Source organism: Nocardia sp. NPDC052112 (assembly GCF_040680135.1).
Classification (GTDB): Bacteria; Actinomycetota; Actinomycetes; order Mycobacteriales; family Mycobacteriaceae; genus Nocardia.
This window is the reverse complement of record NZ_JBFAWD010000004.1, coordinates 345,294-365,726: the sequence shown is the minus strand read 5'-3', so window position 1 is coordinate 365,726 and position 20,433 is coordinate 345,294. Positions and strand designations below refer to the sequence as shown.

Annotated in this window: 24 protein-coding genes and 1 pseudogene; 8 read left to right on the top strand and 17 right to left on the bottom strand. The window is 66.7% G+C overall.

Going from position 1 to position 20,433, the window contains the following annotated elements:
- Positions 1 to 4: 4 nt before the first annotated feature.
- Positions 5 to 448 carry a hypothetical protein gene (locus AB0L58_RS10165; protein ID WP_364384104.1) on the bottom strand — a complete coding sequence of 148 codons (444 nt, stop codon included), beginning with the start codon at positions 446 to 448 and terminating at the stop codon, positions 5 to 7.
- An 8-nt stretch (positions 449 to 456) separates the two neighbouring features.
- A complete protein-coding gene (locus tag AB0L58_RS10160) occupies positions 457 to 1,119 on the bottom strand; it encodes a DJ-1/PfpI family protein (RefSeq protein ID WP_364384101.1) in 663 nt (220 codons plus the stop codon).
- Positions 1,120 to 1,297: 178 nt separating this feature from the next.
- Here AB0L58_RS10160 and AB0L58_RS10155 point away from each other — a divergent pair, with 178 nt between their 5' ends.
- Entirely contained in the window at positions 1,298 to 2,248 is a 951-nt protein-coding gene (locus tag AB0L58_RS10155; RefSeq protein ID WP_364384588.1) for a helix-turn-helix domain-containing protein, read from the top strand.
- Here AB0L58_RS10155 and AB0L58_RS10150 read toward each other — a convergent pair.
- A complete protein-coding gene (locus tag AB0L58_RS10150; protein WP_364384586.1) occupies positions 2,242 to 2,484 on the bottom strand; it encodes a hypothetical protein in 243 nt (80 codons plus the stop codon). The genes AB0L58_RS10155 and AB0L58_RS10150 overlap by 7 nt on opposite strands.
- A 167-nt stretch (positions 2,485 to 2,651) precedes the next feature.
- Between AB0L58_RS10150 and AB0L58_RS10145 the strand changes: the two genes are divergently transcribed.
- The gene (locus AB0L58_RS10145; RefSeq protein WP_364384098.1) at positions 2,652 to 3,074 is read left to right on the top strand and encodes a hypothetical protein; all 423 of its coding nucleotides are present in this window, start codon (positions 2,652 to 2,654) and stop codon (positions 3,072 to 3,074) included.
- A 48-nt stretch (positions 3,075 to 3,122) separates the two neighbouring features.
- The gene (locus tag AB0L58_RS10140; protein WP_364384609.1) at positions 3,123 to 3,428 is read left to right on the top strand and encodes a hypothetical protein; all 306 of its coding nucleotides are present in this window, start codon (positions 3,123 to 3,125) and stop codon (positions 3,426 to 3,428) included.
- Positions 3,429 to 3,488: 60 nt separating this feature from the next.
- On the opposite strand, the pseudogene AB0L58_RS10135 reads toward AB0L58_RS10140, so the two are convergent.
- Together AB0L58_RS10135 and AB0L58_RS10130 are read right to left on the bottom strand one after the other, a co-directional pair.
- Positions 3,489 to 3,773, bottom strand: a pseudogene (locus tag AB0L58_RS10135) (nucleotide disphospho-sugar-binding domain-containing protein); the annotation flags it as partial.
- 15 nt (positions 3,774 to 3,788) lie between these two features.
- Positions 3,789 to 3,911, bottom strand: a complete 123-nt coding sequence (locus AB0L58_RS10130; RefSeq protein ID WP_364384095.1) for a hypothetical protein — start codon at positions 3,909 to 3,911, stop codon at positions 3,789 to 3,791.
- Between the two features lie 343 nt (positions 3,912 to 4,254).
- Here AB0L58_RS10130 and AB0L58_RS10125 point away from each other — a divergent pair, with 343 nt between their 5' ends.
- Positions 4,255 to 5,013 (top strand): alpha/beta hydrolase, encoded by a 759-nt coding sequence (locus AB0L58_RS10125; RefSeq protein ID WP_364384092.1) that lies wholly within the window; start codon positions 4,255 to 4,257, stop codon positions 5,011 to 5,013.
- 6 nt (positions 5,014 to 5,019) lie between these two features.
- Here the strand turns inward: AB0L58_RS10125 and AB0L58_RS10120 are convergent, their stop codons facing one another.
- The 4 genes from AB0L58_RS10120 to AB0L58_RS10105 all read right to left on the bottom strand — a co-directional run bounded on the left by AB0L58_RS10120 (position 5,020) and on the right by AB0L58_RS10105 (position 7,598).
- Positions 5,020 to 5,562, bottom strand: a complete 543-nt coding sequence (locus AB0L58_RS10120; protein ID WP_364384089.1) for a hypothetical protein — start codon at positions 5,560 to 5,562, stop codon at positions 5,020 to 5,022.
- Positions 5,563 to 5,784: 222 nt separating this feature from the next.
- Positions 5,785 to 6,468: a DUF305 domain-containing protein gene (locus tag AB0L58_RS10115; RefSeq protein ID WP_364384086.1), complete on the bottom strand. Its 684-nt coding sequence runs from the start codon at positions 6,466 to 6,468 to the stop codon at positions 5,785 to 5,787.
- Between the two features lie 82 nt (positions 6,469 to 6,550).
- Positions 6,551 to 6,955: a DUF6153 family protein gene (locus AB0L58_RS10110; protein ID WP_364384084.1), complete on the bottom strand. Its 405-nt coding sequence runs from the start codon at positions 6,953 to 6,955 to the stop codon at positions 6,551 to 6,553.
- Positions 6,956 to 7,019: 64 nt separating this feature from the next.
- Positions 7,020 to 7,598, bottom strand: a complete 579-nt coding sequence (locus AB0L58_RS10105) for a hypothetical protein (protein ID WP_364384081.1) — start codon at positions 7,596 to 7,598, stop codon at positions 7,020 to 7,022.
- Between the two features lie 128 nt (positions 7,599 to 7,726).
- Here AB0L58_RS10105 and AB0L58_RS10100 point away from each other — a divergent pair, with 128 nt between their 5' ends.
- On the top strand, positions 7,727 to 8,875 hold the full coding sequence (locus AB0L58_RS10100; protein ID WP_364384078.1) for a methyltransferase: 1,149 nt from the start codon (positions 7,727 to 7,729) through the stop codon (positions 8,873 to 8,875).
- A gap of 196 nt (positions 8,876 to 9,071) precedes the next feature.
- Positions 9,072 to 9,917, top strand: coding sequence for a Bax inhibitor-1/YccA family protein (locus AB0L58_RS10095; RefSeq protein ID WP_364384075.1), 846 nt, complete (start codon positions 9,072 to 9,074; stop codon positions 9,915 to 9,917).
- A gap of 58 nt (positions 9,918 to 9,975) precedes the next feature.
- On the opposite strand, the gene AB0L58_RS10090 is transcribed toward AB0L58_RS10095, so the two are convergent.
- From AB0L58_RS10090 to AB0L58_RS10080, 3 genes are all read right to left on the bottom strand, one after another.
- The gene (locus tag AB0L58_RS10090; RefSeq protein ID WP_364384072.1) at positions 9,976 to 11,196 is read right to left on the bottom strand and encodes an acetyl-CoA C-acetyltransferase; all 1,221 of its coding nucleotides are present in this window, start codon (positions 11,194 to 11,196) and stop codon (positions 9,976 to 9,978) included.
- Positions 11,197 to 11,265: 69 nt separating this feature from the next.
- Positions 11,266 to 12,120, bottom strand: coding sequence for an SGNH/GDSL hydrolase family protein (locus AB0L58_RS10085; RefSeq protein WP_364384069.1), 855 nt, complete (start codon positions 12,118 to 12,120; stop codon positions 11,266 to 11,268).
- A 261-nt stretch (positions 12,121 to 12,381) separates the two neighbouring features.
- On the bottom strand, positions 12,382 to 12,855 hold the full coding sequence (locus AB0L58_RS10080; RefSeq protein ID WP_364384066.1) for a hypothetical protein: 474 nt from the start codon (positions 12,853 to 12,855) through the stop codon (positions 12,382 to 12,384).
- 95 nt (positions 12,856 to 12,950) lie between these two features.
- Here AB0L58_RS10080 and AB0L58_RS10075 point away from each other — a divergent pair, with 95 nt between their 5' ends.
- Positions 12,951 to 14,333 carry a cystathionine beta-synthase gene (locus tag AB0L58_RS10075; protein ID WP_364384063.1) on the top strand — a complete coding sequence of 461 codons (1,383 nt, stop codon included), beginning with the start codon at positions 12,951 to 12,953 and terminating at the stop codon, positions 14,331 to 14,333.
- A gap of 77 nt (positions 14,334 to 14,410) precedes the next feature.
- Here AB0L58_RS10075 and AB0L58_RS10070 read toward each other — a convergent pair whose 3' ends face one another.
- The 3 genes from AB0L58_RS10070 to AB0L58_RS10060 form a co-directional block, all read right to left on the bottom strand.
- Positions 14,411 to 14,884, bottom strand: coding sequence for a DUF4254 domain-containing protein (locus AB0L58_RS10070; protein WP_364384060.1), 474 nt, complete (start codon positions 14,882 to 14,884; stop codon positions 14,411 to 14,413).
- Positions 14,885 to 15,369: 485 nt separating this feature from the next.
- The gene (locus tag AB0L58_RS10065) at positions 15,370 to 16,971 is read right to left on the bottom strand and encodes an HD domain-containing phosphohydrolase (protein ID WP_364384057.1); all 1,602 of its coding nucleotides are present in this window, start codon (positions 16,969 to 16,971) and stop codon (positions 15,370 to 15,372) included.
- Between the two features lie 60 nt (positions 16,972 to 17,031).
- Positions 17,032 to 18,207 (bottom strand): acyl-CoA dehydrogenase family protein, encoded by a 1,176-nt coding sequence (locus AB0L58_RS10060; RefSeq protein ID WP_364384054.1) that lies wholly within the window; start codon positions 18,205 to 18,207, stop codon positions 17,032 to 17,034.
- 109 nt (positions 18,208 to 18,316) lie between these two features.
- Here AB0L58_RS10060 and AB0L58_RS10055 point away from each other — a divergent pair, with 109 nt between their 5' ends.
- Positions 18,317 to 19,462, top strand: a complete 1,146-nt coding sequence (locus AB0L58_RS10055) for a cystathionine gamma-synthase (RefSeq protein ID WP_364384051.1) — start codon at positions 18,317 to 18,319, stop codon at positions 19,460 to 19,462.
- Positions 19,463 to 19,480: 18 nt separating this feature from the next.
- On the opposite strand, the gene AB0L58_RS10050 is transcribed toward AB0L58_RS10055, so the two are convergent.
- Positions 19,481 to 19,642, bottom strand: coding sequence for a hypothetical protein (locus tag AB0L58_RS10050; RefSeq protein ID WP_364384048.1), 162 nt, complete (start codon positions 19,640 to 19,642; stop codon positions 19,481 to 19,483).
- A gap of 76 nt (positions 19,643 to 19,718) precedes the next feature.
- Positions 19,719 to 20,213: a transcription elongation factor GreA gene (greA, locus tag AB0L58_RS10045; protein WP_040695247.1), complete on the bottom strand. Its 495-nt coding sequence runs from the start codon at positions 20,211 to 20,213 to the stop codon at positions 19,719 to 19,721.
- Positions 20,214 to 20,433: the final 220 nt, after the last annotated feature.

Genomic DNA, 20,433 nt, shown 5'->3' with positions numbered 1-20,433 from the left:
TCGGTCATGCCCCGGTCGTCGAGCCGGGGCGCACGATCATCAGCACCGTGACCACCGCCCACAGGAGATTGAAAATGCCGGTGAGCATGGCCAATTGGGCGGTGGCCGGGATGGTTTGCGGCAGCGCGGCGAGTATGCGGGATTGGTCGGGCAGGATCGCCAAGGCCAGGATTCCCGCGGCCACACCGGTCAGGGCAATGGATGCGGTGAGCCAAATATCGCTGAGAACGCCGAGACTTGCGGCGGTGGCCAGCCCGAAGACCGGGACGGTGAGACCGATGGTGGCGTAGACGCGGCAGATGCGGTGCAGGGTGCGGGCGACGGCCAAGCGAGCTGGGTCGGATCGGATGCGGCGGACCGTGGCGGGGAACATGCTCGCCGCCACCGCTACCGGACCGATGGCGATAATGGCCGCCAGAACATGCAGGGAGAGAAGAAGTTTCGTCACGGGCGGCGCTAGACAGCGATGGCGGGAGTGCGACCGGTATTGCGCCAGACCGTGCCGCGGCGCTCGTGGGCGAAGAGCTTTTCCACCGCATTCGCGATGCGCGGGCCCAGCTCCCGTTCCAACAGATACAGGCCGAGGTCGAGGCCCGAGGTGACGTTCGCGCCGGAGATCAGGTCGCCGTCGTCCACCACACGGGCGGCGACGGCATTGACGCCGGCACCGCTGAGGGTATCCATGGCGATGTGATGTGTTGTCGCGCAACGGCCTTTGATCAGGCCGGCCATAGCGAGCACCAGCGAGCCGCCGCACACCGTGGCCACGGTTGTATCCGTGCGCTCGACTGCTGCCCGCAGCAGTGCGGGCAACTCGGTGCCGAGGCTGCGGGCGATGATCATCGGAATGGTTTCCGGCCGTCGATCACTCGGACCGTCGGGCAGCTTGCCGACCGCGCCGGGGACCAGGATGAGGTCCGCGCGATCCGGATCCAATCGGGCGGTGGCCTCGAGCGAGATCGCGGGTATGCCGCTGGGCACCTGGCGCGCGCCCTCGGCGGAGACGAATTCCACCGTCGATTCGCCGTCGGTGACCAGACATCCGGCATCGAGCACTTCGAATGGTGCGATGACATCCAGCGGGTCGAATCCGTCGAATAGTACGAACTGGGCGCGCACCGTGGCAGCTCCTTCACGTTGTCGGTGCTGCCGACGGTAGTGATCGCGCAGCGGTGCGGGAACTGGCGAAATTGCCATATCACAACGGATTCTCGCCAACCATGCTGATCTGCAGGGAATACTAATGGCGCAGGTCACATCCATTGGCGGGAAGCTGCTGATCACCTACGGTATCGGCATGCATACGGTGGCCGTCCTTGCGCTGGACCAGGTCCTGCCCTTCGACCTGTCCACGCCGATCGAATCATTCACCCGCAGCCGCCTGCCCGACGGCCGCCCCGCCTACCGGGTCCGTGTCTGCGCCGCCACGTCGACCGTCGAAACCGAACTCTTCACGATTCGGGCGCGCTGGGGACTGGAGGCACTGGCGGAGGCCGACACGATCGTCCTACCGGGCTGTACGGACCCCACCGTCGCGGTCCCCGACGAGGTCATCGCGGCCCTGCGCGCGGCCGCGGCCAATGGCACCCGCATCGCCTCGATCTGCGTCGGCGCCTTCATCCTCGCCGCCACCGGTCTGCTCGACGGGCTGCGCGCCACCACACATTGGCTGGCGGCCCCGACGCTCGCCGCCCGCTATCCGGCTATCGACGTCGACCCCGACGTGCTCTATGTCGACAACGGCCAATTCCTCACCTCCGCGGGTGCCGCCGCTGGAATCGACCTGTGCCTGCACATGATTCGGCGCGACCACGGTTCCGCGGTGGCCGCCGACGCGGCCCGCCTCGCCGTCATGCCGTTGGAACGCGAAGGGGGACAGGCGCAGTTCATCGTGCACGACCAGCCACCGACGCCGCAGGGTGCGTCGATGGAACCGCTGCTGCGCTGGCTGGAGGAGCATGCCGCGAACGCACTCACCCTGGAAGACGTCGCGGCGCAAGCGGGTATGAGTCCACGCACGCTCAACCGCCGCTTCCGCGAACAGACCGGCACCACCCCGCTGCAGTGGCTGCACCGCGCCCGGATCCGCCAGGCCCAATACCTCCTCGAAGCCACCGATCATCCGGTCGACCGCATCGCTACCCAGGTCGGCTTCGGCTCGCCGACGGCCTTTCGCGATCGCTTCAAACGGGTGGTGGGCACCAGCCCGCACACCTACCGAACCGCATTCCAGAGCCGCGTCTACTGACGTCGACCGCACCGAGCTCGAACCAGGGTGGTCCACGCCATAATTCGAGTGCGGCGGACTACGCCTCGGTCGCGCTGGTCGCATCTCCTGCTACGAGCAGCTCGGTCGCGGTTGCGCACCCTGGCGGCAATCTCGTCGAGCACACATCCGAGCCCGAATTCGAAGCGCTGATCGGTGACGGCATCCGCGGCATCACGCAGCCGGCGAGCGAAATGCGGGTACTCGCTGCTCTCGATTACTTCACGAATATACGGCGCGACGGTTGCGCGCCACCGATCCTCGGTGAGCCCGGTGCGACCTCGCCGCGGACCGCATCGATCATCAGATCCAGCAGATCGTCACGACTGGCGCCAGAGCGGTACAGCGATGCGATGCCGGATTCGAGTGCGGTGGCGATGCGGCGTTGTCCTCGACGGAGGACATCGAAATCGTCCTCGACGGCACCTCGGGATCCCGACTCCCGCATACCTGGGTGACGCGAAACGGCAATCGGCGCTCCACCTTCGACCTCATCGAGTCCCGTTGCACGCTGCTGATCGGCCGCCACGGTGCGGCGTGGCCGCACGCCACACCGCAGGTTGCCGACCGTCTGCTCGTACCCCTGCCCGCCGTGGTCATCGAAGCCTCGGACTGGCCGGAGCGAGTCGGAATCACCGACCGCGGTGCGCTTCTCGTGCGACCCGGCCAGAGCATCGGCTGGCATGCGCCGACCACTCCGCCGGATCCGGCCGCCGGTCTCGCACGCGCGCTCGCGCGACTGCTCGACAGGACCGTGGGCCAGCCCACCTGGGCTGTTTCGGATCGTCATGTCGGGGGCACCTTATAGGCATCAGGCATAAGCGCCATGCCTGACAGCGAAATGTGAGGTACCACCATGACAGCGGAAGGGCCGTGGGAAATTCCCCCGCTCGACGACGCTCCGGATATAGCCCGCGCAATCGAGCCGCAACCGGGAATTGTGTTGGGGGACGCCAGAAATTGGCCCGGATTCGTCCTGCTGATCGTCGGCGGACTCGTAGCGATCGTCGCCGCGGTGATCGGTGCGGTCGGCTTTGCGGGTACCGCGTTCATCTTCGCGCTCATCGCCCTCGCCGCCTCGCTGACCGGAATCGCCCTCGTACTCGTCGAGCGGCGCGGTCGCCCCCGCGGTCCGCGCGCCCCGGACCAGCCCGCCCCCTGACAGCCGACCGGCCCACCCGGCACCTGATCCTCCCCGAAATTCGACCGTGAGTTCCTCGGCAACCATTGCCACTGTCGGCATCTGCCGGATTTCGGCGCTCAGCGCCGCGGCCGCGTCCCGGACGATGTCCGTGCTCAGCAGTGCTTCGATACCGGTCCTGACCTGCTCAGCCGAGATCAGCTCCGGCGGAATCACCGCTGCCACACCAGCATTACGGCAGGCGGCGGCGGTGGGAAATCGGTCCGCGCCACGCGGCAGGAGCAGGAGCGGAATCCCGTGCGTCAGTGCGGCGAGGGTGGTGCCCGCCCCGCTGTGGCAGATCACCGCTGCGCAATGCGGTAGCACGGCAGCGAGCGAAAGCTATTGTTCGACACGGATATTCGGTGGCTGTGGACCGAGTGCAGCCGGGTCGTTATTGCGGCCGACCGTCACGATCACATCGATATTCAGCGCGGACAGCCCATCCAGAATCGGCGTGAACATCGCGGGCTGATTGAAGATCGGTACGGTGCCCAGCGAAACGTAAACCGTTGGGCGGTTGCCGAGTTCGTCGATCCAGCGGGGTAGCCGAGCATCAGCCGCACCCGAGACATGCGGTCGGATCCGGCGCGCACAGGCGGCCGCCGGTCCGAGATCCGGCGGTAGGCTGCGCGGGACGGGGTCGAGATAGCCCGGACTGTCGGCCGAGCGGGCGGCCGACGATAACCACCTATGACGTATTCCGCTCGCTGATCGCGGATCGCGGCTGGAGTGCCGAGGATGCCGAAGCGTGGGTCGCGGATACGCTGGCCCAATTGCTGCTCGCGCCGACACTGGAAGGGTTCGCATGACCGAGATCAGCCTGCACGTGCACAGCTGGGGTGCCGGGCCACCGGTGGTGCTGGTGCATGGCGGGATCCTCGGTGGGCGTGAGACCTGGCGGGCGCAGCGTCCGCTCACCGAGCGGTGGACCCTGTTGGCACCGGATCGCCCCGGTCACGGCGGAAGTCCCAGTGCCAGACAGGATTTCGAGTCGGAAGCCCAACTCGTCGCCGACCAGCTGCTGGATCGGCCGGCGCATCTGGTCGGCTTCTCCTACGGCGGACTGGTCTCGCTGTACGCCGCCGCGCTGCGCCCGGAGCACATCCGATCGCTCACCGTCGTCGAACCGCCGTTGTTCGCCGTCGCGAAGGGCAATCCGGAAGTCGATGCCACGGGTAAGGCGACGCGCGACATCATCGAGGACACCTCGGCATCGCCGGAAGCCGGTTTGGCGCGGTTCTTCCCGGTCGCGGGCGTGCCGTTGCCGCTCACCGACCCCATCCCGCAGGTGCTGCTGGATGGTATGCGGCAACTCCAGGGTGCGCGCCCGCCGGACGAAGCGGAGCCACCGTTGGACGCATTGCGCGCCGCTTCGTTCCCCATCCTGGTCGTCTCGGGTGGCGACCGGCCGGTTTACGAGGCCATCTGCGACGCACTGGCCGGGCGCACCGACGCCGAGCGCGCCGTCTGTCCCGGTATGGGACATCTGGTGCCCGACACCGGCGCGCCGTTCAACGAACTGCTCGAAGACTTCTTCGTCCGCGCCGACAAGAACGCGAAATAGCCTGCGTCAGTAGCCTTTACAGGCATCCTCGGCGACGTTCTTGGTGGCGTTGAACTTATCGATCGCGGCATTGAGGGTATCGGTCGACGCGCGCCGATCGAGGGTGTCCGCCAGGGCGTTGGTGTCGTCGCGGTAGCTGCGCAGCGGTCCCGCTACGGCCAGCGGCACCTCGGAGGTCACCTTCGAGTCGATGGTGCGCGCGTTATTGCGCAACGCGGTCACGGCGTCATTGGCCTTGGAATTGGTCTCCGGATCGTTGACACCCTTGTCATTGCTCACGTCGATGTAGTCGTTGAAGGTGCGGATCGAGCTGCTGTTCGCGGTGGTGAAGGTGTCGCAGGCGGTGCCGGCCGCACGTTCGGCCGCCGCCGCGCGGGAGGAGGATGCGGCCACCGACGATGCCGTGACCTCGGAGGCATATGCGGCCAGTTCGGTCTGGTTGACCTGCGCGCTGCCATTGATCTGCTTCGAGCACGCGCCGATGGTGAGGACGCCCACCGCGGTAGCGGTCGCCGCGGCGACCAGACCGGTCCGCTCTAGTCGTCGCATGTCGGTTTTCCCTCTCTCCCCTCCGAACATCCGGCCGCTGGAGGCGCGAAGGAAGCCGGACGTAAAGACCGTACTTGTTCGCGACCGCCGACGTCAGCCGACCGGACCGATATCGATGACCAACCGATATCGAACGGCGGAAAAAGTACTGGTCAGAGCCCGCGTGGTCGGTGCGGATCACACCGGGAGCGCGACGGTTCCGGTGTGATCCGCGTCGCGGTGTCAGCGCTGGCCGAGCAGCCCGCGCATGGTGCCGATTTCGGTCTGCTGGGCGGCGACGATCGCGGTGGCGAGTGCCTTCGCGTCCGGGTTGACGCCGCCCGCGAGTTCGGTATTCGCCATGGTGATCGCGCCGGCGTGATGCTCGATCATCATTTCCAACCACTGCCGGTCGAAATCGGCACCGGATGCCGCTGCCAGTGCGTTCATCTGCTCGGTCGACATCATGCCCGGCATATTCGAGGTGGCCGGCATCGTCGTCATGCCGGGCATATTCATGGTGGTTGGCATCTCCATGCTGTGCCCACCGTGGCCGGAGCTGGTGGGTGCGGGCTTACCGAAGCTCTCGAGCAATGCGGTGATCTGCTCCATCTCCGGGGACTGCGCCTTCTCGATATCCGCGGCGAGTGCGCGCACCTGTTCGTTCTGAGTGCGGCTCGGGACCAGCCGCGCCATCTCGACCGCCTGCGCGTGGTGCGGATACATCATCTGCAGGAAGGTCACGTCGGCGTCGTTGAAATCGCTTCGGGCACCGGGCTTCCCGGGGCTCGCCGGACTCGACGAGGAGCTGTGATCCATGCCGGGCACGGACGAGTCCTTGTCATTGCTACAGCCCGCGGCGAAAAGCGCTGCGGCGGTGGTGGTTGCGGCGATGGCGATGGTGATTCGGCTACGGGTGATGAACATGTCTGTGCTCCTGAGGAATTGCGAATGAACGGTTTTCGGGCAGGCGGCAGCCGCGACCGTGGTTACGGGCGCGGTGGGTCTGTCAGATCCGCAGAATCGACAATTCGGCCAGGGACAGCACGGTCCACGGTGGTGCGCGTTCGCGCATCGGCCGCCACTGGTGCGGTTTCGACATACCGCCACCCGGTCGATCGAGGGTGATCCAGTAGAGCAGGACGAGCATCAGGGCAACCGCAACGGCGGTCAGGATGAAGACGCAGGCGTGCAAGCCGCCGTGCGGGTGGCCGCAACCGTCATCGGTGCAGTCCGGTCCGGCGGCCGTGTCGTGGTCGACGGGCAGTGCCATGGTCGCCATCGCGTGGTGGTCCTCGGCGGGCGCGACCGCGAAAACTCCGGCGTGCATGGCGACAATGCTTGCGAGCAGCACAAATACGCCGAGCAGCCGGACGAGTCCGGGGGTGCGCGAAGGCGGCTGCGGTTCGACCACAGCGTCATTCTAGAGCGCGCTCCCGCGTCGTCCGCTGATACCCCCTGGCCGTATCGGGCATCGACTAGGTGTTCGCGATATCGATGACCAGCCGAGTGGGATCGGTCAGCGTGCTGACCTCGAAGGCAGGGCGATCGGCCTGCACCCCGATAAACGATTGGGTGGTGCCCTCGAAGACCCCGCTCCGGTACACCCCGGCGACTCCCGGCACGCTGGGATCGGTGGCCGGATCGGGACCCGAATACGGTGTGACGCCATTGTCGAACGGATACGCCGACCCGGTGATCTGGACCTCCAGAATCGAGCGGCCCGCGACATCGACGACCTTGCCGCTGCCGTCCTGGACGGCCTGCTCGGTGTACTGCACGATCCAGCCGGGTGCACCCACGCCGCCGAGTTCGTAGACCACGCGATCGAAGCCCGGATGATGCCCGATCCGGATACCGGTCACGGTCAATCCCGCATCATGGGACGGGGTTCCACGCTTGGGCAGCGGATCGCGCGGTGCGGTGCCGGGCGCATCGGTGAAGGTGCCGGTCGCGGTCGGCGCGGAGGTCGTGGTGTCCGAACTGGATCCGCCGTCGCCACAGCCGACGAGTACGGTCGCGGCGGCGGCGACCAGCAGCACCATCCTGTTACGCATGTGGCTGATGGTATTGGCCGCGCCGCACACCGTCGGGGATTTGCGATGACCCGGTGTTTGGTACCGGAGTGTCGCCGACATGCCGGGGTGGGCGCGATCCATCGGCAACGATCTAGCACACTTGAGGTGTGGGAGATGTCGAGGACGTACTTGGCCGACTGCGACGGTACCCGGATGTGGAGGCGCTGAACCTCTACGCCGTCGATGCCGCCGACCGGCTGATTCTCGATGTCGCCGCGGAAGCCATCGATGCCGCTGGCAGCGGCGGGATCGTGGTGATCGGCGACGCCTACGGTGCGCTCACCCTCGGCGCGATCGCCGGGCACGATCTGCACCACGTCCGGGTCCATCAGGACCTGCTCACCGGCGAACTCGCATTGGCCAACAATGCGCGAGCGCTCGGTCTCGCGGATCGTTATGCCGTACACACGCTTTCCAAGGAGTTGCTCGCGGACGCGAAGGTCGTGCTGCTGCGACTACCGCGCATGCTCGCCGGACTGACCGAGGTCGCCGATGCCATCGCCCGCCATGCGGATCCGGAGGTGGTCGTCATCGCCGGCGGGCGCGACAAATATCTGACCAAGTCCATGAACGATGTACTGGCCGAATCGTTCTCGCAGGTGCGCGCGAGCCGGGGTCGGCAGAAGTCCCGCACACTGGTGGTCAGCGGGCCGAAACCCGTTGCCGCGCCGCCATTCCCGGTGCGCGAACGAATCGACGATATCGATATCGACGTGGTCGCGCACGGTGCCGCGTTTTCCGGCGCCAAACTGGATATCGGGACCCGATTCCTGCTGCAGCACTTCAAGTGGATGAAACCCGATGCCCGCGATGCCATCGATCTCGGTTGCGGCACCGGTATTCTGGCGGTCGCGCTGGCCAAGGCGCGACCAGGTATCCGGGTGGTCGGCACCGATCAGTCGGCCGCCGCGGTGGCGTCGGCGCGGGCGACCGCCGAGGTCAATGCGGTCGCGGATCGGGTGACCGTGGTGCGCGACGACGCGATGTCCTCGTCCGCAGACAACAGCGTCGATCTGGTGCTGTGCAATCCGCCGTTCCATGTCGGTGCGGCCGTGCACACCGGATCCGCGATCAAGATGTTCGCCGAAACCGGTCGGGTATTGCGGCCCGGCGGTGAGCTGTGGACGGTTTACAACTCACATCTGAACTATCGCGGCGTGGTCCAGCGGATGGTCGGCCAGACCGAGGTCGTCGGCCGCAATCGGAAATTCACGGTGACGCGATCCGTGCGTGGACTGCGCGACGTCCAGCGGTAGTAGAGTCCGATTTGTCCGTACCGAAGGGTTGCTCGGGAACTCCACCGGGCCGACACACGTTGGACAACCTAGTTGGATATCGAGCGACCGGCTCGCAATCGAGACGGCTCGGGACTGATCGTTTCGAGCGACCTGCAAGCAGTCGCTAGCGGCCGGCCACGGCGACATGAGCCACAACTCCAGAAAGGCATTCACGGTGCGCACCACTAGCAATCCGGTTTTCAGACAGCTCCCTCGGCAAGAGGGCAGTGGCTATGCCAGCTTCGGGTCAGGGGTGACGGGCGCGGGCCAGATGACCCAGCAGGGCCAGTACTCGCAGTACCCCCAGTACCAGCAGGCCCCGCCGACCACCAGGGCCATGACCATCGACGATGTGGTCACCAAGACCGCAATCACACTCGGTGTGCTCGCGCTGTCGGCGATCATCTCCTACGGCCTGACCAACGCGAACACCTCGCTGGCGCCGCTGTTCGTCATCGGCGGTGGTCTGGTCGGCTTCGTGCTGGTCCTCGTCGCGACGTTCGCCAGGAAGATGGACAACCCGGTCGTCGTGCTCTCGTACGCGGTCTTCGAGGGTCTGTTCGTCGGCGCGCTGTCGTTCATGTTCACCAATATCGAATTCGGCGGCGTCGGCGGCAGTGCCATGATCGCGCAGGCGGTGCTCGGCACCTTCGGTGTCTTCGCGGGCATGCTCGTGGTCTACAAGACCGGCGCGATCCGCGTCACCCCGCGCTTCACTCGAATGGTCTTCGGCGCGATGATCGGCATTCTGGTCCTGATCGTCGGCAACCTGATCGCCAGCTTCTTCATCGACGGCGGCCTGGGCCTGCGCGACGGCGGCCCGCTGGCCATCGTCTTCAGCCTCGTCGTGATCGCGGTCGCGGCCTTCAGCTTCCTGCTCGACTTCGACGCCGCCGACCAGCTCATCCGCGCCCAAGCCCCTGAGAAGGCCGCCTGGGGCGTCGCCCTCGGCCTGACCGTCACCCTGGTCTGGCTCTACATCGAAATCCTGCGCCTGCTGAGCTACTTCAATAACGACTAGCCCGATCGAAATGCAGGCGGCCACCGGAATCCCGGTGGCCGCCTTCGTCTACGCGAAACTAGCTCAGGCGCTCGATAACCATGGCCATGCCCTGGCCCCCGCCGACACACATGGTCTCCAGACCGAACTGCTTGTCGTGGGTCTGGAGATTGTTGATGAGGGTGGCGGTGATGCGGGCGCCGGTCATGCCGAACGGGTGGCCGAGGGCGATGGCGCCACCGGACACGTTCAACTTGTCGAGGTCCATGTTCAGCTCGCGGGCGGAGCCGAGGACCTGGACGGCGAATGCCTCGTTGATCTCGTACAGGTCGAGGTCGTCGATGGTCATGTCGGCCGTCTTCAGGGTCTTGCGGACCGCCTCGATCGGGCCGAGGCCCATGATCTCGGGGGACAGGCCCGAGACGCCGGTGGCGACAATGCGCGCCAGCGGGGTCAAGCCCAGCTCCTTGGCCTTGGTGTCACTCATGATGACCAGCGCGGCCGCACCGTCGTTGAGTGGGCAGGCGTTACCGGCGGTAATGGTGCCGTCCGGGCGGAACACCGGCTTGAGCTGCGAGATCTTCTCGTAGGTTGTGCCGGCGCGCGGGCCGTCGTCGGTGGTGACGATGGTGCCGTCGGGCAGGGTGACCGGGGTGATCTCCCGTTCGAAGAAGCCGGCCTTGATGGCCTCCTCGGCGCGGTTCTGCGAGCGCACGCCCCAGTGGTCCTGCTCTTCGCGGGTGATGCCGGTGTACTGGGCGACGTTCTCGGCGGTCTGACCCATGGCGATGTAGACGTCGGGCAGGATGCCGGCCGCGCGCGGATCGGTCCACACGTCCGCGCCACCTTCGGCACGCTCGGCGCTGCGGGCTTCGGCCTCGCCGAACAGCGGGTTGTGGGTGTCCGGCCAGCCGTCGGCGGAGCCCTTCGGGAACCGCGATACGGTCTCGACACCGGCGGAGATGAAGACATCGCCCTCACCGGCCTTGATGGCGTGGAAGGCCATCCGGGTGGTCTGCAGCGAGGAGGAGCAGTAGCGGTTCAGGGTGACACCGGGCACGGTGTCGTAACCGAGCTGCACGGCCACGCTGCGGGCCATATTGAAACCACCCTCACCGGCGGGCTGGCCGCAGCCCAGGATCAGATCGTCGATCCGGGTGGGGTCGAGCGCGGGAACCTTGTCCAGGGCCGCACGGACCATCTGGGCCGTGAGGTCGTCCGGCCGCATGCTCACCAGCGAGCCCTTTCCGGCGCGGCCGATCGGCGAGCGAGCATAGGAAACGATGACGGCCTCGGGCATGAGGACTCCTTTGTTGGACGGTCATAGTGCGCGCGGACGGTGTCCGATACGCGGTCTTCGAACCGTTTGTTACTTGTGCGTTCGAATCGAATCTACGTCGCGTCCTGATGGGCGGGAAGCCGGGGTAGCCTCCGCGAGTGCCTCGATCAGGACCGGGAGCAGTAGCGCGACCGCCAGTTCGTAACCCGCCGCCGAGGGGTGGAATCCGTCCTCGGAGAACAACTGCTCGGGCGCGGCGCGGAACTCCGAGGCGAGCCGATCGCCCATTGCCACCGGGATGCCACCGGCCACCGTGGTCGCGACGGATTGGGCTCGGGCCAAGCGGACGCTCCAGTTCCGCACCACGGTCCGCAGCGGCTGCGGAATTGCGGCGACGGTGCCGAGATTCGGACAGGTGCCGACCACCACGATGCTGTCGCCGCGGCGCAGCCGGGCCACCGCGGCGGCGAGGCGGCGCGCGGAGGCGCGGATGGAGTGCTTCTTGGTGACATCGTTGGCGCCGATGAGGATGACCGCGGCATCCGGCGGCGGTCCGGCGATGAACATGGCGTCGACCTGTCCGGCCAGCCCCTTCGAGGTCGCCCCGGAAATGGCCTTGGTGCTCAGCCGGATTCGCTGTCCGGTGGCCTCGGCGAGGCCGCGGGCGATGCGCACGCCCAGAACTTCCTCGGGTGAGAGGCAGCCGACCCCAGCCGCGGTCGAGTCGCCGAAGATCATCAGATGCACGTCGGCTTGCAGACCCGTGCGCCACGGTTGTGGCGCCGGGCAGCCCGCGCTGTAGATGCCGTCGGCCTCCGGTGGTTTCGAGGTATCGCGTCCGATGACGCCGCGGGCGACCCCGGCCTGCGCCATGAGCAGCCGATAGGTCGCCCACCATGCGGTCCCGGCTCCGGAACCGGCCAATACGGTTGCGGCACCCGTCACGGCCGCGGTCTTCCATACTCCCCCGCCCCGGGCCTTTTGCCGATCGTTGGGAGTCACGGCAGTTGCGTTCCGGGCCGGCGGTTCAGTGCGCCACAGCTTCTGGGCGTACCCGATGAGTTACCCATGTACCTACGAAATCAGTTGTTGCGGTTCGGGGCAACACGAGATCAGCCACACGCGGACTTCGGTGTCGACGGCTCGGTTCATGGCCCGATCGCCTGCGGTACAGACGGTCGATACCGGGCGAACTCGTGACGTGGCTCAGGCCGGCGGGTCGCCGGGAACGTCGAACCACCCGCGCACGGGGACGTTCACTGTGTCGGTGGTGACGGTGACCTCGACGCGCCCTGGGCCGGTGTCCTGGAACAGGGCGTACTGAATGCTGCCGTACAGGCCGGTGACCACGTTGTTTTCGTAGCTGCCCGTCGCGCCGTTGCTCAGATTGCGCCAGGCGATTGTGGTGTAGACCTCGCACAGCGGTGCGAGCGGATAGTTACCGGGCCCGAGACCCATCGCCGGATCCGCGCGCACATTGAGTACCGCTCGCCCCGGCCACTGCGGACTGGTATCGGCCCAGGTGCGGATGGACGTCCAGCAGAGGCCGCCGTGCGCCAGCGTCGGCACCTGTGGGAATTGCACGGTCGCGGCCTGGGCGGGCGCGACCCCGACGACGCCGACGGCCACTGCCGCTCCGGCCAGAACTGTCGCGGCGCGAGCGATGTTCGGCTGCTTCATATTTGCGATCCTAGGCAAGTGATCACCGTCATGGGCGGTTTGTCGCGCTGGACGCGCGCGCAAGGATACCGACCCCTTCTGCAACGATAGGGGGCATGCGCATCGCTGATCACGTCGTTGACCTCATCGGCAATACGCCGCTGGTTCGATTGAACTCGGTGGTGGAGTCCAACGCAGGCATTGTCGCGGCCAAGATCGAATATCTGAATCCGGGCGGTAGCTCCAAGGACCGCATTGCCGTGAAGATGATCGAGGCGGCCGAGGCCTCCGGCGCACTGCGGCCCGGCGGCACCATTGTCGAGCCGACCTCCGGTAATACCGGTGTCGGGCTCGCGCTGGTTGCCCAACAGCGCGGCTACAAGTGCGTCTTCGTCTGCCCGGACAAGGTGAGCGAGGACAAGCGCAACGTGCTGCGCGCCTATGGCGCCGAGGTCGTGGTCTGCCCGACCGCGGTGCCCCCGGACCACCCGGACAGCTACTACAGCGTCTCCGATCGGCTGGTCCGCGAGATCGACGGCGCGTGGAAGCCGGATCAGTACTCCAATCCGGGCGGCCCGGACAGCCACTACGAGACCACCGGCCCGGAGATCTGGCGCGATACCGACGGCAAGGTGACCCACTTCGTGGCAGGCGTCGGTACCGGCGGCACCATCACGGGCGCTGGCCGGTATCTGAAGGAAGTCTCCGGCGGCAAGGTGCAGATCGTCGGTGCCGATCCGGAGGGTTCGGTGTACTCCGGCGGCACCGGTCGGCCATACCTGGTCGAGGGTGTCGGCGAGGACTTCTGGCCCTCGGCCTATGACCCGGCCGTGCCGGACGAGATCATCGCCGTCTCCGATGCCGACTCCTTCGATATGACGCGCCGCCTCGCGCGCGAGGAGGGACTGCTCGTCGGCGGTTCCTGCGGGATGGCGGTGATCGCGGCCATCGAGGTCGCCCGCCGCGATCCGGATGCGCTGGTGGTCGTGCTGCTGCCCGACGGCGGCCGCGGCTACCTGTCGAAGATCTTCAACGACCAGTGGATGAGCTCGTACGGCTTCCTGCGTGATCGACTGGACGGTGCCGCGGAGCCCTTGGTCGGCGATGTGCTGCGTGGTAAGTCGGGTGCGCTGCCGGATCTGGTGCACACCCATCCGTCCGAGACGCTGCGCGATGCGATCGAGATCCTGCGCGAGTACGGGGTTTCGCAGATGCCGGTCGTCGGCGCCGAACCCCCGGTCATGGCAGGCGAGGTCGCAGGAAGCGTGACCGAGCGGGATCTGCTGTCGGCGGTCTTCGAAGGCCGCGCACACCTGACGGATTCGGTCGCCAAGCACATGAGCCCGTCCTTCCCCCTGATCGGTTCCGGCGAACCCATCTCATCCGCAACCAAGGCCCTATCCGACACCGACGCCCTCATGGTCGTGGAAGACGGCAAACCCGTAGGCGTAATCACCCGCCACGACCTCCTGGGCTTCCTCAGCACCGGTTCCATCTGACCGGATCGAGCTCAGGTGGAATCCATGGCGGCATCGCGAGAAGCCGCCGCCACCAGTGCCACCTGATCTTGATCGCGCTAGGCGCTCCGGCAGGGGCGTGAGGTGTCTTGTGCGGCACCGATGATGAGGTCGGTCCAGTGGTCGGCGAGTTGGGCGAGGCGGTACCAGGCGGCGTGGACGCGGTCGTCGGAGACCTTTTCGGCGGTGTGCAGTAGGTGGCTGGCATGGGTGTAGGCGGCGGCCATTCGATCCATGGTCGCGCCGATGGATTCGGCGCGGATGTGTGCTGTCGACTGCCGCTGCGGCACCCGGGTGATCACCCAGGTGTCGATCGCCGATACGAGTTCCGCTCGGCGGCAATCGATTCCGGCGGTGGCGAGCGGATCGTCGTGCCGCTTCCTGTGCAGCTCCGCGAGCGCACGTGCTAGCGGAATAAGGGGATGTTCAGGACCTGGGTCGGGCGGATGTCCACCGAATGCGGCAACCAATTCCCGTTGGTCCGGCAGAGTTTTCGCGCCCTCGATGATCGGCGCGCGGTTACGGACGAACATGATCTGCCCCCAGATCCAGCGACGGCGTGTACATGGTGCACCTCCGAATAGGCGGTCGGTGCACTCGGATTCGCCGCGTTGATCCGGGACGCTGCGCCTCCTGTGCCCCTGAGGCCTTCCCGAAACCGAGTGCCATTACAGCTTGGGTATTTGCCTTGGCGAATCGGTGACATGGAGATGGCACCGCGATGACCGGTAGTAACAATGTTCTCCCCCTGATGCGAGCGGGGGTGTGAAATGGGCCGACCAGTTCGCAGTACCCCGAATATGCCGGTTACCCAGTATGATTCGGCGGTTGGCTCGAATGCGGCCAGCATGGATTCCAGCACCGCTGATCCGGTTCGATGAATCCGGGCGCGGTCGGCGCGGCCGAAATCGTCTCGAATATGCGATCGTTCATGTCGATCGCGCGATAGATGTGTGCTGAAGATGCCGGACCGATCGAGCCGCCGGATCGGATCCCGGGCACCCCGTGCGCGGGGGTATCAGCCGGGCATGAGGTTGTGTTCCATGGCGAAAACCGCTGCGCCGGCACGAGTTCGGCGGCCGATCTTGTCGTAGATATGAGCCAGATGGTGGCCTACGGTGCGTTCGGAGACCACGAGGTCCGCGGCGATCTGACGGTTCGACAGCCCGCGTGCGGCCAGGCGCAGCACGTCGACCTCGCGATCGGTGAGTCCGCTCGGCCACTCGGTGCGTGGCGGGCGCAGCCCGGCGGCCTCGATGACGGCCGCGCAGGCATCTCGGTCCAGGGTGCCCGCTGCGGCTTCGGCGGTGAGTTGCGCCGCCGCCTCGCTCGGCTCGGCCGCGGGTCGATAGGGGCGGGGTTCGGTCATGGCCGCGAAAACGTCTGCGGCGGCGAGCAATCGGGCGGTCGGCGGCAGATCGTGCACGCGCACGCCACGGTGATAGCCGCTGCCGTCGAGACGTTCGTGATGGCCCGCCGCGACATCGGCCAGATCGGTGAGCCCCGGACAACGGCGCAGCACCCGGTCGGTCCAATAGCTGTGCAGCCGAACGCGTTCCCAGTCGCCCGCGCCGAGCGGACCAGGACGGTCCCAGACCGCACTGGACACACCGGCACGGCCGAGATCGTGCACGAGCGCGGCGGCCCGCAGCGTCGCGCGCTCGTCCACGTGCATACCGAATAGCGCCGCGGCGGTATCGCTGAGCTGCGCGACATGTGCCGAGTGGCCGAGCAGATAGCGGCCTTTCAGGTCGACGACGATCGCGAGGGCCAGACACAACCGGTCCCGTTCGGCGGGCTGGATCACCGTCGGCAGCCCCGGTTCGGTCGCGACGACGGCGGTCAGCAGGTCGGGTACGTCCAAGGCGCCCCACACCGCGTCCGGATCGGCATCGAAGACCGCGACCAACTCGGGGTCGAGATGCCCGCCCGCCCGGCGGCGCAGTTCGGTGAGTGCCGCGCGCTGGTCACGTCGGCCGGAGTCGATGACGGTCCCCGCCTCGGTGGCGCCCGCAGCGGCCGCACCCGACCCGATCGCGTTGGGGCCCAACGACAATACGGTCTGTTCGGCCAGATGCAGGATGCGCCCGGCCAGCGAGATGTTCTCGCCGTCCAGCCGATCAGGCGCGCCGAGTCCGTCCCAGCGCTCCTTCACCTCGGTGAGCGCGCGCACCGCCCCGTCGGGTAGGCCGAGTCGCGGACCGAGTGCCCGGCTGACCTCGCACACCGACCGGACCGCGATCGGCGCACCCTGCGGCGCCATGGTGACGAACCGGTCCCGCAGGGTGGATTGGGCCGCTGGCGCCCAGGATCCGAAATTTCGCATCTGGCCTGCGAAGACGGTGCTGTCACCGGGATCGAGCGTGTGGTATGCGCGCTGGAATTCGATGTCATCGGCATAGGAATCGGCGTTCTCCGAGGCACGGCTGGTGCAGCCGACCGCGCCCAGCAGCGCAGCATGGAACACGACCCGCCGGTCCGCTTCGTCCAACCCGATCCGATCGGCCAGCGCCGACGCGACAAGGCAGGTGGCCAAACCCTTTTCGAACGGCATCCCGGTCGCCAGGTCGGTGGTCAGCGACAGCGCGGCGAGCACCTCGGTGACTCGGATCGACGACACCCTACGACAGTAGTGTGCCGCCCGCTCGCGCGCAGGCCCAATCCGCCTGGAGAAAGGCCGCTACCGAAACGCATTCGAGTCGGTGAGCGCCTTTCCGAGCACCAACTGGTGCACCTCCGCCGTGCCCTCGTACGTGAGCACCGATTCGAGATTGTTCGCATGCCGCAGCACCGGATAGTCCAGCGTGATGCCGTTCGCGCCGAGAATGGTCCGGCATTCGCGGGCGATCGCGATGGCCTCCCGGGTGCTGTTCAACTTGCCCGCGCTGATCTGCTCCGGCAGCACCTCGCCGCGATCCTTCAGCCTGCCGACCTGCAGCGCGAGCAGCTGTCCCTTCCCGTACTCGAGCGCCATATCCGCGAGCTTCGCCTGGGTCAGCTGGTAGGCGGCCAGCGGCTTGTCGAACACCTCCCTGGTCCGCGCGTATTCGATGGTCGCCACCAGACAGTCGCGCGCCGCGCCGAGCGCGCCGAAGATAATGCCGAACCGCGCCTCGCTCAGACAGGCGAGCGGGGAGCTCAGTCCGCGCGACTGTCGCAGCACCGCATCGGCGGGCAACCGCACATCGTCGAAGTCCAGCTCCGCCGTCACCGATGCGCGCAGCGACAACTTGTGATGCATCTCGCGCGCGGTGAATCCGGGCGTATCCGCCGGGACCAGGAAGCCGCGCACCACCTGTTTGCCCTCGTCCTCGGTCTGTGCCCACACCACCGCGATATCGGCCACCGAGCCATTGGTGATCCACATCTTGGAGCCGTTGAGCACCCAGTCGGCGCCGTCGCGCTTGGCTCTGGTCCGCATGCCACCCGGATTCGAGCCGAAATCCGGTTCGGTGAGTCCGAAGCAGCCGAGCGCACGTCCGGCCGCCATCTCCGGCAGCCACTGTTGCTTCTGCTCCTCCGAGCCGAACTTGTGGATCGCGGTCATGGCCAGGGAACCCTGCACCGAGACCATGCTGCGCACACCCGAATCGACCGCCTCGAGCTCCTGGCAGGCCAGACCGTAGGCGGTCGCCGACAGGCCCGCGCATCCGTAGCCGTCCAGGTGCATACCGAGCAACCCGATATTGCCCAGTTCCGGCGCGAGTTCACGGGCCGGGAAGGTCCCGGCCTCGAACCATTCCGCGATCTGCGGCCGCAACCGATGGTTGGCGAACGTGCGGACGGTATCGCGGATCTCGCGCTCGTCCTCGGTCAACAGGGCATCGATCGCGAACAGTTCATCAACGCTCAGCATGAGCTCAACCTACCGCCGTCGCCGCGGCGAAAGCCGGGATCGGCGCACAACGGCTGATCCGAAGCCACCGGCCGGTAGCCCGCCGATCGCCGGGGCTAGGCTGACGTCCATGACTGAGCTGGGATTCTCCACCAGAGCCGTGCACGCCGGATATGACCCCGAAGCGCGCACCGGTGCGGTGAACGTGCCCATCTACGCGAGTTCGACGTTCGCCCAGGACGGGGTGGGCGGGTTGCGCGAAGGCTATGAATACGGCCGCACCGGCAACCCGACCAGGACCGCACTCGAGGCGAACCTCGCCGCGCTCGAATCGGGCCGCTACGGACGCGCATTCGCCTCCGGCATGGCCGCCACCGACTGTGCGTTGCGGGCGACGCTGCGTCCCGGTGACCACATTGTCATCCCGGACGACGCCTACGGCGGCACCTTCCGGTTGATCGACAAGGTCTTCAGCCAGTGGGGCATCGAGCATTCGCCCGCGCATGTATTCAATGTCGACGAGATGCGCGCCGCGATCCGCCCGAACACCAAGCTGATCTGGATCGAAACCCCCACCAACCCGCTGCTGAGCATCGGCGATATTCCGGCGCTGGCCGAGGTCGCACATGTCGCGGGTGCGAAACTGGTGGTGGACAACACCTTTGCCACGCCGTATCTGCAGCAGCCGCTGTTGCTCGGCGCCGATATCGTCACGCATTCGACCACCAAGTACCTCGGTGGACACTCCGACGTCGTCGGCGGCGCATTGATCACCAACGATCCGGAACTCGATGCGGCATTCGCTTTCCTGCAGAACGGTGCGGGTGCGGTCCCGGGTCCGTTCGATGCCTACCTCACCCTGCGCGGCACCAAAACCCTCGCGGTGCGGATGGATCGGCACTGCGACAACGCCGAGACCGTTGCCGAATTCCTGACCCGGCATCCGGCCATCTCCCAGGTCATCTACCCAGGACTGGCCGAGCACCCTGGCCACGCCATCGCCGATAAGCAGATGAAGCGCTTCGGCGGCATGATCTCGGTGCGGCTCAACGGCGGTAAAGAAGCGGCACACGAGTTCTGCTCGCGCACCAAGATTTTCACCCTCGCCGAATCGCTCGGCGGCGTGGAATCGCTGATCGAACATCCGGCCGCCATGACGCACGCCTCCACTGCGGGCTCGCAGCTGGAAGTGCCGGACGATCTGGTGCGGCTCTCGGTCGGCATCGAGGACGTCAGCGATCTGCTCGCCGATATCGAACAGGCTCTGGCGAACTAGGTATGCTATCGGCCGGGATCAGCGCGCGACGAGCGTGCGGATCCCGGCTGCCGGCAACAGGATCGAGATCGCGGCGAACGGGAACACTTGCCGCATGCCGCCACGCTCGGTGCAGCGCAATGCGATCGCCACCGGGCCGATTGGCTTCATGACACAATTTATGCCGAACAGCGGCCGCACCCGGATCTCCGGGATGCGGCCGCTCGTTTCGGGTCTGGTGTCGGGATGCTCCGGTCGAGCCGGTCCCGGATCCAGATCAGCTGTGGTACGGCTCCGCGCTGACCAGTGTCACCTTCATGGTCTTGCCGTTCGGCAGCGTGTACTCACGGGTGTCGCCGACCTTCGCATCGATGAGCGCGCCACCGAGCGGCGAATTCGGCGAGTAGGTCTCGAGCTTGGAATCGTTGAGCCCCTCTTCGCGGGTGGCGATGAGGAAGGTCTCGGTGTCGGATTCGTCACCGTCGTAGTAGACCTTGACGACCGAACCCGGGAGTGCGACGCCGGACTTGGTGGGCGCAACGCCGACCTTGGCGTTGTTCAGCAGCTCCTGCAGTTGCCGGATGCGCGCCTCCTGCTGACCCTGCTCCTCGCGCGCGGCGTGGTATCCGCCGTTTTCCTTGAGGTCGCCCTCTTCGCGGCGTTCGTTGATCTCGGCAGCGATGACCGGACGATTGGCGATGAGCGCGTCGAGTTCACCCTTGAGCCTGTCGTGCGACTCCGGGGTCAGCCAAGTCACTTGCGTCTCAGTCATCTCGATCACTCCCTAGTAGTTGTTCCCGGCCGCGGCCGGGTTCCCTGATCCGCTGCAGTGCCCGCAGGGGGCGGGCACGCACCAGCCGACGGCTAGTGCCATCCTGGGGAAGTTCATCGAACCCCGACAGGCCTCAGGTCCGGCAAACTCACACACCCGGAACTGACAGCGCTGGCCGCCAATGCAGCAAACACGGCTCCGAGCCCCGGAACCGTGTATC

Excerpts from the sequence above, each read along its gene's own strand:
- AB0L58_RS10125 (WP_364384092.1), top strand. The coding sequence starts at position 4,255 with ATGACCGAGATCAGCCTGCACGTGCACAGCTGGGGTGCCGGGCCACCG.
- AB0L58_RS10155 (WP_364384588.1), top strand. The coding sequence starts at position 1,298 with ATGCATACGGTGGCCGTCCTTGCGCTGGACCAGGTCCTGCCCTTCGAC.
- AB0L58_RS10115 (WP_364384086.1), bottom strand. The coding sequence starts at position 6,468 with ATGTTCATCACCCGTAGCCGAATCACCATCGCCATCGCCGCAACCACC.
- AB0L58_RS10120 (WP_364384089.1), bottom strand. The coding sequence starts at position 5,562 with ATGCGACGACTAGAGCGGACCGGTCTGGTCGCCGCGGCGACCGCTACC.
- AB0L58_RS10075 (WP_364384063.1), top strand. The coding sequence starts at position 12,951 with ATGCGCATCGCTGATCACGTCGTTGACCTCATCGGCAATACGCCGCTG.
- AB0L58_RS10055 (WP_364384051.1), top strand. The coding sequence starts at position 18,317 with ATGACTGAGCTGGGATTCTCCACCAGAGCCGTGCACGCCGGATATGAC.
- AB0L58_RS10140 (WP_364384609.1), top strand. The coding sequence starts at position 3,123 with ATGACAGCGGAAGGGCCGTGGGAAATTCCCCCGCTCGACGACGCTCCG.
- AB0L58_RS10090 (WP_364384072.1), bottom strand. The coding sequence starts at position 11,196 with ATGCCCGAGGCCGTCATCGTTTCCTATGCTCGCTCGCCGATCGGCCGC.
- AB0L58_RS10070 (WP_364384060.1), bottom strand. The coding sequence starts at position 14,884 with ATGTTCGTCCGTAACCGCGCGCCGATCATCGAGGGCGCGAAAACTCTG.
- AB0L58_RS10060 (WP_364384054.1), bottom strand. The coding sequence starts at position 18,207 with ATGCTGAGCGTTGATGAACTGTTCGCGATCGATGCCCTGTTGACCGAG.
- AB0L58_RS10080 (WP_364384066.1), bottom strand. The coding sequence starts at position 12,855 with ATGAAGCAGCCGAACATCGCTCGCGCCGCGACAGTTCTGGCCGGAGCG.
- greA (WP_040695247.1), bottom strand. The coding sequence starts at position 20,213 with ATGACTGAGACGCAAGTGACTTGGCTGACCCCGGAGTCGCACGACAGG.
- AB0L58_RS10105 (WP_364384081.1), bottom strand. The coding sequence starts at position 7,598 with ATGCGTAACAGGATGGTGCTGCTGGTCGCCGCCGCCGCGACCGTACTC.
- AB0L58_RS10130 (WP_364384095.1), bottom strand. The coding sequence starts at position 3,911 with ATGTTCACGCCGATTCTGGATGGGCTGTCCGCGCTGAATATCGATGTG.